Below are 15,003 nucleotides of genomic sequence, written 5' to 3'. Positions count from 1 at the left end.
GGGGGGGGATTGACTTGAAAGTAATTAAGAAATCGCTTTGAAGTCGTTGATTGTAATAGGATTTATATTATTGATGAATATTGATTTTTAGTTTTCTTAGATTGCTCCCGTTTTTCTCCATAAGATAAATTTCTGATTTACCACTGCGATCAGAACTAAAAACAATTTCACCACCATCCGGAGACCACGAAGCATAATGATCTTTTCCGGGATGTCCTGTTAATCGCTTCAGATCCGTTCCATCTGCTTTAATAGTATAAATATCAAAGCTGCCAAAGCGATTCGAAGAAAAGACAAGATGCTTGCCGTCGGGCGACCATTGCGGACCCAAGTCAAAATGAGGATCGGTAGTAAGCTGTTTTGTATCAGATCCATCCGCATCCATCACATAGATGTCGAAGTTTTTGTTGCGGTCTGAGGCAAAAGAAATTTTTTCACCATCGGGCGACCAGATAGGATCGACCTCATAAGAATGCGGAGAATAGGTCAGCCGGGTTTGATTGCGGCCATCGGGACGCATTTTATAGATTTCCAGGTTGCCATCTCGATCAGAAAGGAAAAGAATATAGCGACCATCCGGCGAAAAGAACGGGTATACATCAGTGTCTTTATTGTCGGTGAGTTTACGAATATTGTTTCCTCGATAATCGCGCAGATAGATTTCCATGTCTCCATCCTCACTGGAATGATATACCACATTCCGACTGTCGGGTGACCATGAGGGCATGTCAACATCACGCGCTGAATTTATGGGAAATTCCTTTTCCTGGTTATTCGCATCTTTATACTTCAGATCATAATAGTGCTGGCGTTCACGCTCAGAAAAATATGCTAATCGTTTTCCATTCGGCGCCCATGAAGGGTAGTAATCGTTGGCGGGATGATGGCTCATGTTGTGAACTTCTCCGCTGCTTAAATCGATCACATAAACTTCAAAATTGCCATTAATAGCGGAAGCAAAAGCAATTTCGTTACCCGTGGGTGACCAATAGGGATGGATGTTTCCTGCAGAGTCCGGTGTGGTGACCTGAGCTAAAGCATACCCATTGGTAAATAAAAGTGCACTTATAAATAGAAGAAAGCGTTTCATCGCTCCCCTTTTTTAGTAATGGTTATAATGACATTACTAAAAAATGTTGTTTAAAGCATTAAAAGATATGTGCATGGCAATTATTCTTTCAAGGTATTAGTAACTTGTCCAATATTATCGAAAGTCGAAATGTTATGATCTCTCAACCATTGTTTGTCTTGGCTGGGCCGTGGCGTGATCGGATAAAGAAGGGCGTAATATGCAATTCAATGGCCGGTTTCAGGTCAGTAATTTTATCTCCTGCCATGTAAGATCTGCTAAAATCGATCTCATGTTTAGCTGCGGCTTTTTTGAACATTCCCGTACCGGGTTTGCGATCTTTGGGAGCATATTTTTTACCAGGATCATGCTGGGGATGATGTGGGGCGTAGTACCAGTCATCAATATATAGATCCTGGTTTGCCAGTTTCTCATCAACCCAGTTGTGTAGATGTTGTACATCTTGCTCGGTATAACGGCCACGGGCAATACCAGACTGGTTAGTAACGATTATGATTTTATACTGATGTTCTTGCATCCATCGCAAGGCCTCTATGGTTCCGTCGCACAACGTCCATTCTCTTGGTTTATGCACATAATTGTAATCCACATTCAAAGTACCATCCCGGTCGAGAAAAAACGCTTTGTTCATTATATCGATGCCTGTCTTGCATTGTAGTATGATAAGGTAAAATAAGGATTCACCTCCCGTTATCCGAGAGGTTTTAGGAGGTGAAAAGCGGAACAAGTAAGCTGGATTTGGATATGAGTGAGAGGAGAGAAATAAAATATTATTTAAAAATTAAGCACGGAGTCTACTATGAAGTTGTCAAAAATGAAATTTAGAATATCCCGTTATATTCAGAATATCCTCTCTTTAGTGCTGATAGCATCTTTAGCTATTTCCTGCACTGATTTGAGCTCGAATGTTGAATCGAGCAATACTGTCGATGGAAAAGCTCATATGAAAGTAAACCTTACTGATGCTCCCGGTGATTATCAGCAAGTTAATATTGATGTGCAGGGATTACGGATTCATTATACGCCTGTTGAAAGTGATACGGCCGAAAGTGACAGTGTTGAAAGTGATAATGAAGGTGAATGGATAGATCTGCCCGTTGAGCCGATGAAGGTCAATCTGTTAGAATTGACAAACGGTGTTGATACTTTACTGGCTGAGGCTGATTTGGAACCGGGACATTACAAAGAGCTTCGGTTGATCCTTGGTTCCGATAATACAGTAATGGTTGACAGTACAATCCAGGATCTCAAGGTGCCGAGCGGACAACAGTCGGGATATAAAATTAAGTTTAAAACCGACCTTGAAGCAGGCGAAGAAATTGAGGTTACTGTTGATTTTGATGCCGGTCGTTCAGTGCATAAAGCAGGGAGAAGTGGCAAGCATATCCTCAAGCCGGTACTAAAAGCTTTTGTAGAAGACGGCGATGAAGTTGATGTAGGATCAGTTGCAGGCAGTGTGGAACCTGCAGAAGCAGCTCCCAATGTATTTGCTATAATGGATAATGATACTGCAGCAACTACACAAACCGACCAAGATGGCAGTTTCTTGCTACAGGGATTAGAAGATGGTCAATATGATATAAGCATTGAACCGACAAATGAGCAATATGCCGATACTACAGTCAATGATGTGATAGTTGAGGAGGATGAACAAACGGATTTGGGAACGATCATCTTGGACGAAACCGAATAGAATCAGAGAGATAATTATTTATTTTGAGTATTAGCCCGGCTGCCTGTAAGCGGTCGGGCTTTTTTGTCACTCCTTTGCGGTTATTTAGATTCATTGACTAAGTTGGATGTAAATTTGTCCGGCTGTTGATAACAAACTATCTTCTTGCGTGGTATTGAGTTCGTAATAAGCATTGACTACATTCTTTTTGATTGAATAAAAGACCGAATGAGGATCCACGTTTGAATACAACTAAGATAATGTCGGCCGAAGATTTGAATCGCACCTACCTGCGATTTGCCCACCAGTTTTTAGAGCCGCATGACGATCCTAATCAATTGGCCATTATCGGCATGCAAACTCGCGGAGTGCATATGGGCAGGCGGATTTTACAGCATATCGAAGAAAAGTTTGACTACGATATTGACTTTGGAGTGCTCGATGTCACCTTTTACCGAGATGATTTTCGAACGAAGCTTAAAATGCCGGAGGTGAAAGTAACAGAAATCCCATTCGATCTATACGACCGCGATGTGGTACTAGTAGATGATGTGCTTTACACCGGCCGAACAGTGCGTTCTGCTATGGATGCACTTATGGATTACGGACGTCCGCGCAGTATAAAATTTTGCTGCATGGTGGATCGGGGACATCGTGAACTTCCAATTTGTGCCGATTATGTGGGGACAAAACTTCCAACACATGTTCAGGAAGAAGTGCGTGTAAAGGTTAAGGCCTTGGATGACGAAGACGCTGTTTATGTGGCAGAAAATGCTGACGAGGAGGTTAAATAGATGACTGAAGATATCGAACTGCAGGATAGCGATCACGAATTTACCCACAAACATCTTCTGGGACTGGCAGACTACTCTAAAGAGGATATTTTATATGTATTGGAACAGACTAAATATTTCCGGGAGATTCTGGATCGCCCTGTTCCTAAAGTGCCCACACTTCGCGATAAGACGATCGTGAATCTGTTTTATGAAGATAGCACTCGAACGCGCCTTTCTTTTGAACTGGCTCAAAAACGTATGGGCGCCGATGTAGTTAACTTTTCTAAGGGATCATCGAGCGTGAAAAAGGGAGAATCTCTCAAAGATACTATTCGTAATATTAGCTCCATGAAAATTGATATGGTGGTAACGCGTCACGAAAGTCCCGGCGTGCCCCACTTTTTAACGCGTTGTGTAGACGCAGCTATTATCAATGCCGGAGACGGCGCGCATGAACACCCCACCCAGGCCCTGCTTGATATGTTTACTATGCAACAGGTTTATCCGGATTTAACGGACAAAAATATTGCTATCATCGGGGATATTGCACACAGTCGTGTAGTACGATCCAATGTTATTGGATTGTTGAAGCTGGGTGCCAACGTTACGGTTTGTGGCCCAAAAACTATGATGCCGGCTTATGTTAAAGAGCTCGGAGCTAATGTATCCCATAATATAAATGAGGTTCTTGGCTGGTGCGATATTGCCATGGCGCTTCGTATTCAGCTGGAGCGGCAGGAAGACGGTACCGAACTTTTTCCCAGTATTCGGGAATATCACCAGCTCTTTGGTATCACAAAGAATCATCTCGAAAAATATCCTGATTTTACTATAATGCATCCGGGACCGGTAAATCGTGGCGTGGAAATGGAGAGCGAGGTGGCCGACAGTGACCGATCAATAATCTTAAGTCAGGTTACTAATGGTGTGGCTGTGCGGATGGCTATTCTTTATCTACTGAGTGGCGGTTCAAGGGTGTAGTATTAGTTTATAAAAAGACCAATATATGTATTAGTATTACTCTTTAAATCCTTTTCGGACCATCTTGCCCCAGCTTTTTTTGCCTTTGAAAAAGTCTATCAGCCCTTTGAATTGCCACCATGCATGGATTTGTCGATAGCCCAAATTTTCAAGGAAGGAGAATAAACTCAAAATAGCTATATCTTTAAAATCATCGTAGGTTTTGAAGACAATCTCTTCAGCTAAAATGGCAATGAGCGAAAGTACCATCCCATAAATTATAGATACAGCCAGGAATAGTAGAATAAAGGTTAGGTTAAAATAGGTGGGTAGTGAAATTACTACAATCAGGTAGATGTAACTAAGAATATTTACGATGGGGCCAAGTAGTTCAAAAATTAGAAAGAACGGCATCACAAACATCCCAATATGTTTGTAAGAGGGGTTGAAAAGCATGTATTTATGTCTCCAAAGTGAATCGGCCAAGCCGCGGTGCCAGCGGTTACGCTGGTTACGTAAGCTCTTGTAGTCGGTGGGTACTTCGGTCCAACAGATGGGTTCCGGTAAAAATCGGATCTGATAATCCTCATTATTGCGGAGGTGATAACTATGCAGGCGGACAATCAGTTCGATGTCTTCGCCAACTGTATTGGTTAAATAACCTCCTACCTTGATAACAGCTTGGCGATCAAAAATTCCAAATGCTCCCGAGACGATAAGCAGGCTTTTAAAATAATCCCATCCCACACGGCCAAATAAAAAAGCGCGAATATATTCTGCCGACTGCAATCGAGCCCAGAAATTTTTGGGGACATGGATCTTGTCAATTTCGCGATTTTCGATCTCACAACCATTGATAACTCGAACAACACCGCCGGCTGCAATGGTATTTTTGTGTTCTATAAACGTTTGTATGAGCTTTTTTAAAACATTCTGTTCCAGGATGGAATCCGCATCGATTGAACAGACTAAATCGGTATCGGCAATATTTATACCAGCATTAAGGGCATCTGCTTTGCCTCCGTTTTTCTTATCTATAACGGTGAGCATAGCAGTGTCCGGTGAGCGGTAGATGGTACGAATTTGCTCATGCTCAATTTGTTCTTCAAAGTAAATGTCGGTTTCGGTTAGGTTAAAATGTTCGATAAGTCGTTGGAGGGTATCATCGGTGCTTCCGTCATTGACGACAATGATATGGTACTCGGGATATTCCAGTTTGAGTAACGATTCCACCGATTCTACAATATTATCCGCCTCGTTATAGGCGGGTACAAGGATACTGATAGATTTAAAAAGCTCGGTCTTAAAAAGGGCATCTGCTTTAACTACACTGGGATGCAGCATCTGTTTTCGAACATAGATAAGGGCCCCGACAACCAACGCTAAATAAACAGTGTTGATTGTTAGAAAATAGCCTATGATGAACTGCTCAATAATGTTGAAAAACGAAAAGCTATCAAGCATAGGATTTATTTAATCGGTGATTTAGGGCTATTTTAATACCTGATGTAATATCCAAAATTTTATCTAAATATAAATCCAGCTGTTCGTGAGATCTCCTTGTAACAGTAATCTCTAAAAGTGATTGCTGTGTTTCTTTAATAAATTCTGTTAGTAATTCTATGCGCTTTTCCCCTTCCTTGATAAACTCATAGATAATGGCCTTCCGGATAGGAAATTCAGCTTTTAACAGGTTTTGTAATAAGAACGACAAATTTTCTTTTTCTCCAAAAATACTGAGCGTTTGTACGCTGGCCAATCGAATGGGGGTGTTTTTCTCCTTGCCCCAATAACTTTTGATGGTAGAAGCGGATTCGGTGTGATATAATTCGCCAAGAGCTATAATAAGTCCCTTAATAAGAGAAAACATTTTTGGGCTATAGTCAATCCGTTTCAGACATTGATGTAGAAACTCTCCATACTGGTAAAATTGCTGATATCCCATATATCGAACAATAATATTTTTAATATCAGGATCTATTTTTTTGAGCAGTAAATCTTTGAGGGCTTCCCCAACTTTTTCTCGGTCCTCTGCAAGACCCGAATCAAAAATGTGAAGAAGTTCTGCCACCATTAGTTCTGAAATATCAGTACGTTTGAAAAATCGTAATAATGCACTTTTACATACTGTCCAGTCTTTGGCAGATTGAAGGGCTTTGGTAGCAGCAAAGGCCAGTTTCAAGTTATTTGATTGGCTTACAGTAGTAAGCTTGGCCAAAACCCGATCATCAAGGTGGGCACTTTTTTGAAAGTAAATACAGGCGTAGAGTTTCGAATCGACAGAAAATCGAAACAGTTTTTCTCGGTAAAAAGACGCAAAGATGGGATGTTTAATTAAATTATTGAGTCGCTTACGTTCGGGCCCATCCAGGATATCGTCGAGCTCATCAAGTAGTTTTATAAAAAAGGTATAATCCTTCGTCCTCTTGCTAATTTTTTTGACAATTTTGTCAGCACTGAGCTTTGGATTAGATTGTTCTGCATAATCCAGGAGTAGAGAAAAAAAGTGATCTCGAAATTTTTCCTCATAGCTGTTCCAGTATTGTTGCTTCTTTCGGGTCCAAAAAGTATATCCCAGTAGAAAAAAGAATAGGAGGGTCAGGAAGACCGTTATTCCAATCAGTGACTGTAAGGCAATATTAAAATCAAACATGCCATAATATACACCCTAAGCAGCTTTTGTCAATAGTTTCCGGATGCGGGCGGTAAACTCCTTGGGTTGAAAGGGTTTGGTGATATATTCATCGGCGGTTAGATCAAAGCCGCGTTCAATATCTTCTGACCGAGATTTTGCTGAAACCAAGACTACTTTTATTTGGCTGAATCTTTGGTCTTCACGAACTTTTTTTAGGATTTCGAATCCATTCATTCCGGGGAGCATCAAATCCAAAATAATCAGTTGTGGAATGTTTTTTTCGACATATTCAAGAGCTTCAATCCCATTTTTTTTAGTTGTAATATCATGATCAAACTCTTTAGAGACGAGTCTGCTGATTAGCTTTCTGGTGAGATCGTCATCATCCACAATAAGAATTTCCCTTTTGGGTGTTGATGATTTAGCTCCAGCTATGCTTTTATCTGTTGAATTATTTGCAATCCCAGTTAGGTTACGATAAGAGTCTATTTTTTTCATAACTGCCTCACTATTTTGCCGTTGATACCTTTTATGGCAGTTTGGTGTTTATGCTACTTGACAAAATATAACAATTTCTATTAAAAAATCTTAATGTTTATTAAGTGATTCTTATCTTTAGTATCCGTAGAGGAGGGAATGTCTATTTTAATTTCACAAAACTCTGCAAGACAATACGATAATGGATAACGCTGGCGCCCCGAATTTCTCCGTTTCTTTATCTCAGGTAGTGGTGCTCTTGGCCGCTCTTTTCGGGGTGTTGCTTTTGGGGCGTAGTTATGAAATGATGCTTGGGATCTGGAATTTTGGAGTCGGGTTTGTAGACCTTTCGTATTCTTTGATTTCTATTATTCGGGATTTACAACTTGGTGTAATATTAACTCCTGTTGTACTGCTTTTCTCATTGGGATTCAAAAAGATTCAAAAATCCAGCGCAGCAAATCAGATAACGGTTCATCTTATTGCTTTTATAGGGATCGTAAATACATTGTTGATATCACACTATGGAGCAACGCAGATGCCTTTGGGGGCAGAATTTTGGGCCTATTCATTGACCGAAATGACTAATACCATTATCGCGGCAGAGCAGGTGACGGTAGTTGGTATCGGTTTTATTATAGTTACTTATGTGCTGATGTATGTTCTCATAAGAAAAATACAATCAGCAGAGATCTTCGAGGAGGAGGCATCGAAAATGGTTTATGGCAGCCTGGCCGGAATTGCAGCCTTTTTTGTGGCTTCATTCTTTGTAACCAGCAATAATGTTACGCCAGCCCAGCATGAAAAATATGCGAATAAGTTGTCATATTTTATCAGCCAGAGTGTTGAAACAGTCGATTGGGGAGGCAAGGAGTCGTCAGATTTTGATTCGGAAGAATATCCATTGTTGCAGACGGCCAACTATGAGAAAGATGTTCTGGGTCCTTTTTTTGAAGAGTTTGAGCGTCCTCCCAACATTGTATTTCTATTAGTAGAAAGTTTGGGCGGTGAATTTATTGGTCCATCCGGTCAATGGACCGGCTTTGCTCCTTATCTGGATTCTCTTTCCCAGGAAGGACTGTACTGGGAAAATGGTCTTAGCCTTTCAGGTCGTACATTTGGGATGATGCCGTCACTGCTGGGATCACTTCCTTTTGGGCAGCATGGATTTATGGATCTTGGTCCCGATTATCCCGGGCATCAGTCACTTATCAGTATTCTTGATAAGCGAGGCTATTATACAGCATTTTACAGCGGATATGATACGTATTTTGACGGACTCGATTTCTTCCTGAACTATCAAGGAACCGACGATGTATTCAATAAGCAACGCCTGGAAAAGCTGATCCCGGAGTCGAAAAGTCGGTCGAACTATTGGGGCATTGATGATAAAACCATGCTGCAGTTCTCGGCGGAATTGTTGGATACTGCCAATACATTTCCCCGACTGGAGATCTACCACACCCTGCAGAGCCATTCCCCGTTTACGGTTCCCAATGTCGAAAGGTATAAAAAGGAGTTTAAGAGCCGCCTTGACGAATTGGAACTTTCCGAAAAGGAAAAGCAGCCCTATCAACAGTATCGAAAAGAGTTTACTACATTACTATTTGCCGATCAGGCGGTCAGGGATTTTATGCAGTCGTATCAAAAACAGCCACAATTTGAAAATACGATTTTTGTGATTACGGGTGATCACTGGCTTATTCCGGTACCTCAGACAACGGCTATTTCTCGCTATCATGTACCCATCATAATGTATTCGCCCAAACTAAAGGAGTCTGTTCATTTTAAATCGGTGAATACCCATGCGGAGATAGCGCCGTCACTGGTGGCGATGTTGGATCAAAAAACTGGACTGGATATGCCTGAACAGGTACACTGGATAAGTGAGTTGATGGATACAACTAAGACTTTTCAAAGTACGCAGTCGGTACCGTTTATGCGTAATAAGAATCGTATTACGGACTACCTGGATGGAAGGTATTACCTTTTTGGTGATGAGCTTTATTCGGTGAATGAAAATCTTTCACTTAGCCGCAGCAACGATTCACAGAAAAAAGAGGAGCTACGCAAAAAGTTGAATGGGTTTAAGGCGGTAAATAACTTTGTGGTGCAAAACAATCGCCTATATCCCACACAAGATAAAAATGCAAGTCCATCAGAGAAATATACCTTTTTAGCTAAGTATGATACGCTTTTTACAAAACTGGATTCATTGTCATTGACGATTGATGAGCAGTTTCAGCGGGCACGCCAACGGGCGTTTGATGGGGACTATGAGGTAGCTCGGGCTATCGCAAAGCGTATTCTGTTGAAAGTTCCTGAGTACCACGATGTGACAATATTGATTGGGAGAACGAATGCCTGGCAAGGAAACTATGGGCAGGCCGAAGTTTTTTTCAGGGATGTGTTGGAAAAAGATTCAACCTACGAAGATGCTTATAACGCTTATGCGGATAATGAGTTTTGGCAGGGTGATTACGAAACGGCTCTGCAGGTAATGGGCCAAGGACTCGAACAGTATCCTCAAAATAAATCATTTTTAGAACGTAAAGTTAAAATACTTGGTCGGCTGGGTAGACGGAATCAGGCTCAGAAAACATACGAAGAGCTTAAGAACTTGGATGCTGACTATAAAGAACTACCGAAGTTGAAGAAATATATCGTTGAATAATCTTTTACCTTGTAATGATGCCAAATAATTAATTCGATGTTATGAAAAAAATAATAACCATTTGTATAGGGTTTTTATTGATTGGGAGTGCCACGGTTTTGGCACAAGAGATGGAGGATTTTACTGTTGGTGAGCTATACAAAAAGGCGCGTACCGTGGCTTTTGATGATGGTGATTATGAAAAGGCGCGAAAATATGCTTATGAGGCCTTGGATCGCAGTCCGGATTATCACGGCATCAGAATCTTTGTAGCGCGTTTGTATAGCTGGGAAGGTAACTATGAAAAGGCTGTAGAGGAGCTGAGCGATGTGTTAGATAAAGATCCGCAAAACCGACGGGCTTTGATGGCCCTGGTGGATACTCAAAAATGGTCGGGAGAAATGGATGAAGCTCTAAAAACAGCTAATCGAGGGTTGGAGTATTATCCGAGTGATACCGAATTTATGTTGACCAAAGGGTCTGTCCTTTACGGAATGGAGAACTATGAGGAGGCGGAGCAGACGTATAAAAGGATTCTTGCTGATGATTCCGGCAATCGAAAGGCACGGGAAGAGTTAAAGGATGTTCAGTTGCACCAGATGAAATATCGCGCAACAGTGTCTTATCGCTATGATCGATTTCGAACCAGATTTGATCCTTGGCAATTTACGCAATTTGGACTAACGCGGCAGACCCCCATTGGTTCTATAATCGGCCGGGTTGAATATGCACGAAGGTTTGGGTCGGATGGGGTGCAGTTTAACATAGATGCGTATCCATCAATAGCACCGGGGCTTTATGCCTATGTTAATGCTGGGTATTCGCAGTCTTCTATTTATCCGGATTACAGGTTTGGTTTTTCCCTTTACAAGTCGTTGCCTTCGGGGTTTGAGCTCGAAGCAGGGATGCGATATTTGGATTTTGAAACGTCTCAAACCGATATCTATACCGTATCGCTCACAAAATATTTGGGGAGTTATCTTTTTACAGCACAGACATATCTGGTGCCTTCATCAGGACACACATCCAAGTCCTTGAATCTTGTGACCCGTCGTTATTTTGGAACTGCTGAGTCCTATTTAAGCCTAAATGCGGGTTACGGTTCGTCACCAATAGAAATTGAAATTTCGCCTAATACTGTATCAATTAAAGCATTGGACTCGTGGTCGGTAAGTATTGACGGGCAGTATCCACTATCTGAAGTTTGGTTTATTGGCGGGAATGTAGGATTTGACTCCTCTGAATACCCCAATAACTTTACGAGAGAGCGCTTTAGCGCGAAAGTGAATATCTCCTATCGATTTTAGTAGTATCAGTCTATTCCATTGGCGGTACTTTTGTCGGTGATGATTTTCTCCACCGTGCCAGTACAATTCCGGCTATCACCAGTGCCGATCCGGTATATTGGAGAAAGGTTAGTTGCTCATTTAACAGAACTATGCCAAAGAAAAGTCCCATTACGGGCACAAGGTTTTGGTAGGTTGCCGTATGAACAGCTCCAACAGTCTGAAGGCCATAGTTCCAGATAAGATATGCTACTCCTATGGATAACAGTCCGCTGTAAACAACCCCGCCATAGGCTGCAGCAGAAATATTTGTCCACTCTAATTCTACTATTTTTGGTAATCCAATCAGAAAAAGTACTATAGAACCTATCGTTGCCATGATGGCCGAAAACTGGATGGGTGTATAGCGCGTGAGAAATGATTTAGATAAAATGGTATAGCCTCCCCAGACAACAGCGGCTGCGATGATTATCAGGTCGCCAAAGAAGGTGTCGGAATCCATAGAAAAGGGATCTTTGCCTCCCGACATGATAAATACGATGCCAGCGAAAGCTGCAATAACTCCGAGTGTTTTAAAGATGTTCATTTGTTCCAGGTTAAAGAAGTGACTGATCAGGGCTACCCAGATAGGAATAGTACCGAGCATAACAGCGGCGTTGGCTGCGTACGTATAGTCAATACCGATAATAAAAAGTCCCTGGTAAATAATATTGCCCAGAAGTCCCATCCCCAGCAGTGGAAGCCAGTCTTTTTTAGGGATGGTAAACAGTTGTCGGCGATAGAATAGTACGATCCAAATAATGGCTGCGGCAAAAAGAAACCTCAGGCCATTAAAACTGAGTGGATCAATTTCGACAAGGGAGTATTTAACGACTGAAAAATTTAGTGCCCATATGATTGCTACTAAAAACAGCGAGAATTCTACATAGGACTTTTTCGAAATATTCAATGGTGTCAATACGGTTTGTATGAGAAAATTAATGATAAAGGTAGGAGATAATAAGGAGAGTGCCTTGGCGTATTACAACTATTAATAAAGGACGGAATTTTTTAGTTGTGAATGTTGTATAAGACTATTCTGACTATTAACTTTAGTCACTTTCTGACTGTCAGTCATTTCTAATTTATATTGTATGAGTAAAGAAGATCGAAAGGCGCGTGAAAAAGAGCGTCGGAGAAATCAAATTATTGATGCCGCTGAGCGGGTTATCTTTTCCAAAAGTTTGGAACAGGCAACAATGGATGAGATAGCCGAAGAGGCCGAACTCAGTAAGGGTACATTATATCTGTATTTCGAAAATAAAACGGACCTGTATATTGCGATTACCCAACGCGGTTCTGACTTATTGAATAGTAAGTTTGCCAAAGTATTTGCCGGCGCGCATGATTATACAGGGCTCGAACTCATCAGAATGATGGGAGAAACTTATTTGAATTTTGTTGAAGAGTATCCCAACTATTTCACGGCTTTTATGTATTACGAGTCGATAAGTGACGTTGAGGCACTTGAAAACAGCAAGTATGCTAAGCAATGTGATCAAAACAGGCGCGAAGCTCTGAATTTTATGATACGTGCGATTCAAATTGGCATGCAAGATGGCTCAGTTGATGATCGATATGAGCCGAAGGAGTTGGCTACCATTATTTTTGCAAGTACACGTGGACTTACTGCTATGACCCATGCCAGTGACCGAGGTCATTATTTTGAACTTTTGGATGAAATGGAAGTGAGCATGAGCACGCTTTTTGAAAACTTTTTAAATCTACTGGTAGAAGGAATGGCTTCTAAAAAGGAATTAAAAGATTCAGAAAATAGTTCATGATGACTGGCGTTCATTTTTTTGTAACATCTTTTAATTACTTGCGTAATAAACCGCCTTGTTACGCACGGATTTAATCGAAAATAATTACATTTTGTAACTATAATATTTATGCGTCCTACAAAGATTATTAAAATTGGATTACTCTTTATGCTGTCGCTTTCACTGGCCGGTACGGTTCTTGGCCAGCAGCAGGATACATTGAAATCAGCGTTTGAGAAGATTGAAGAACAACCGGGAGCTATTTCGCTTGATCAGGCTATACAAATAGCCCTTGCGAATAATACCGACATAAAACGGTCTCTACTTTCGGTGCGAGATGCCGACCAGCAGGTACGAACAGCCTGGAGTAATGTGATGCCGGAAATCACCTCTTCTGCTAATTATACCCGTAATTTGGAAGTACCGGTAAACTTTATCCCCGAGGTGGTCTTTAATCCCAATGGGGATCCTGATAATTTGGTGCCCGTTGCGTTTGGTACCGATAATAACTGGCAAGGTGGTTTTACTATTTCTCAAACTATTTTTAATGGACAGGCATTTGTGGGGGTAAGCACTTCCAGTTTGTATAAATCGGCTCAATCCGAAGGTTTACGGGCAACGGCTCAGGGTATTGTTACGCAAACGCGTATGGCTTATTACCAGGTACTTATTGCCAAGGAGCAGGTGAGATTGCAGCAGAGTCGCCTTGAGCGGGTGCGCAAAAATCTTGAGGATACGCGTAAAAGCTATGAGCAGGGGTTGGTTGATGAGTATGCTGTGATGCAGCTCGAGGTTCAGCTCGAAAATATAAAACCGGAACTAACCAGTGCCGAGTTTTCCCAGAAAGAAGCTGTGCGTAACTTACTGGATGCTATGGGATTGCCTGTTAGTTTGAGTTTAGAGGTAAAGGGCGATCTCAGCAGTTTTGACATTCAGGCTCCAAACACATCCAAAGAAGAAAACCGGGCCCTAAAGAAGGTTGATCGAATGACAGCACTATCTTTGGAGTCAGATTCAACCTTGCTGCAGCGAGCCTTTGAGATGCGTGGTGATTTGCGTGTACTTGATGTACGACAACAGCTGCAGGAAAAACAAATTAAAGCACAGAAAAGCAAGTATCTGCCCAGCATTGTAGCTAACTATAATTTGCGGTGGTCAGCTGCTCAGCCCGGCAATCCGGTATTTTTCGGTACGGAGCGACAGCGAGCTCGATCTCAGACATTTATGGTTGGAGTGCAACTGCCCCTTTTTCAGGGTTTTCGCCGAGATGCTGCCATTCAGCAGGCGCAAATCCAGAGGAAAGATTTACAGCTGCAAGAATATCAAACCAAACAAAATGCTGAAAGTGAGATCACTTCTGCCGAAGAAAGTATTAGGGAAGCATTTCAAATTGAGGCTGCACGAAAGCGTGCCCTGGATTTGGCTCAGGAAGGATACGACCGCGCTCTGAAAAGATATCAGGCAGGACTTGGATCACAACAAGAGGTAACTGATGCCGAGCTACAGTTGAGAAAGGCAGAAGTCGGTTATGCGCAGATGGTATTTAATTATTTGGCTGCCAAAGCTCAATACGATCAGGCGGTAGGCAAAGTTCCTTTTGTTGAAGAAGATGTTGAACCCATTAAAGAAAAGATTGAACTCGAATAAACGAA

The 15,003-nt window shown here is 41.6% G+C and carries 13 protein-coding genes; 7 read left to right on the top strand and 6 right to left on the bottom strand.

Annotated features, from left to right (window positions below):
* Positions 1–67: 67 nt before the first annotated feature.
* Positions 68–1,090 (bottom strand): TolB family protein, encoded by a 1,023-nt coding sequence (locus ACQ4LT_RS07435; protein ID WP_445665396.1) that lies wholly within the window; start codon positions 1,088–1,090, stop codon positions 68–70.
* Between the two features lie 142 nt (positions 1,091–1,232).
* A complete protein-coding gene (locus ACQ4LT_RS07430) occupies positions 1,233–1,721 on the bottom strand; it encodes a D-glycero-alpha-D-manno-heptose-1,7-bisphosphate 7-phosphatase (protein ID WP_445665395.1) in 489 nt (162 codons plus the stop codon).
* Positions 1,722–1,889: 168 nt separating this feature from the next.
* Between ACQ4LT_RS07430 and ACQ4LT_RS07425 the strand changes: the two genes are divergently transcribed.
* The 3 genes from ACQ4LT_RS07425 (at position 1,890) to ACQ4LT_RS07415 (ending at position 4,519) form a co-directional block, all read left to right on the top strand.
* The gene (locus ACQ4LT_RS07425) at positions 1,890–2,783 is read left to right on the top strand and encodes a DUF4382 domain-containing protein (RefSeq protein ID WP_445665394.1); all 894 of its coding nucleotides are present in this window, start codon (positions 1,890–1,892) and stop codon (positions 2,781–2,783) included.
* A gap of 221 nt (positions 2,784–3,004) precedes the next feature.
* Positions 3,005–3,556 carry a bifunctional pyr operon transcriptional regulator/uracil phosphoribosyltransferase PyrR gene (gene pyrR, locus ACQ4LT_RS07420; RefSeq protein WP_445665393.1) on the top strand — a complete coding sequence of 184 codons (552 nt, stop codon included), beginning with the start codon at positions 3,005–3,007 and terminating at the stop codon, positions 3,554–3,556.
* Positions 3,557–4,519 carry an aspartate carbamoyltransferase catalytic subunit gene (locus ACQ4LT_RS07415; RefSeq protein ID WP_445665392.1) on the top strand — a complete coding sequence of 321 codons (963 nt, stop codon included), beginning with the start codon at positions 3,557–3,559 and terminating at the stop codon, positions 4,517–4,519.
* A 36-nt stretch (positions 4,520–4,555) separates the two neighbouring features.
* Here ACQ4LT_RS07415 and ACQ4LT_RS07410 read toward each other — a convergent pair whose 3' ends face one another.
* From ACQ4LT_RS07410 to ACQ4LT_RS07400, 3 genes are read right to left on the bottom strand one after another with little or no spacing between them, the layout of a single operon-like run.
* The gene (locus ACQ4LT_RS07410; protein WP_445665391.1) at positions 4,556–5,962 is read right to left on the bottom strand and encodes a glycosyltransferase; all 1,407 of its coding nucleotides are present in this window, start codon (positions 5,960–5,962) and stop codon (positions 4,556–4,558) included.
* On the bottom strand, positions 5,955–7,151 hold the full coding sequence (locus ACQ4LT_RS07405; RefSeq protein ID WP_445665390.1) for a HEAT repeat domain-containing protein: 1,197 nt from the start codon (positions 7,149–7,151) through the stop codon (positions 5,955–5,957). Before ACQ4LT_RS07405 ends, ACQ4LT_RS07410 begins: the two co-directional genes overlap by 8 nt.
* 15 nt (positions 7,152–7,166) lie before the next feature.
* Positions 7,167–7,631 (bottom strand): response regulator, encoded by a 465-nt coding sequence (locus ACQ4LT_RS07400; protein ID WP_445665389.1) that lies wholly within the window; start codon positions 7,629–7,631, stop codon positions 7,167–7,169.
* A gap of 181 nt (positions 7,632–7,812) precedes the next feature.
* On the opposite strand from ACQ4LT_RS07400, the gene ACQ4LT_RS07395 reads away from it, so the two are divergent.
* Both ACQ4LT_RS07395 and ACQ4LT_RS07390 read left to right on the top strand, forming a co-directional pair.
* Positions 7,813–10,284, top strand: coding sequence for a sulfatase-like hydrolase/transferase (locus ACQ4LT_RS07395; protein ID WP_445665388.1), 2,472 nt, complete (start codon positions 7,813–7,815; stop codon positions 10,282–10,284).
* A 41-nt stretch (positions 10,285–10,325) separates the two neighbouring features.
* Entirely contained in the window at positions 10,326–11,570 is a 1,245-nt protein-coding gene (locus tag ACQ4LT_RS07390; protein ID WP_445665387.1) for a YaiO family outer membrane beta-barrel protein, read from the top strand.
* A 10-nt stretch (positions 11,571–11,580) separates the two neighbouring features.
* On the opposite strand, the gene ACQ4LT_RS07385 is transcribed toward ACQ4LT_RS07390, so the two are convergent.
* Entirely contained in the window at positions 11,581–12,498 is a 918-nt protein-coding gene (locus tag ACQ4LT_RS07385) for a DMT family transporter (protein ID WP_445665386.1), read from the bottom strand.
* Positions 12,499–12,682: 184 nt separating this feature from the next.
* Between ACQ4LT_RS07385 and ACQ4LT_RS07380 the strand changes: the two genes are divergently transcribed.
* Entirely contained in the window at positions 12,683–13,372 is a 690-nt protein-coding gene (locus ACQ4LT_RS07380) for a TetR/AcrR family transcriptional regulator (protein ID WP_445665385.1), read from the top strand.
* A gap of 108 nt (positions 13,373–13,480) precedes the next feature.
* On the top strand, positions 13,481–14,998 hold the full coding sequence (locus ACQ4LT_RS07375; protein WP_445665384.1) for a TolC family protein: 1,518 nt from the start codon (positions 13,481–13,483) through the stop codon (positions 14,996–14,998).
* The last annotated feature ends 5 nt before the right edge of the window (positions 14,999–15,003 follow it).

Source organism: Fodinibius sp. AD559 (assembly GCF_052712805.1).
This window is presented reverse-complemented; position numbering and strand designations above follow the sequence as displayed.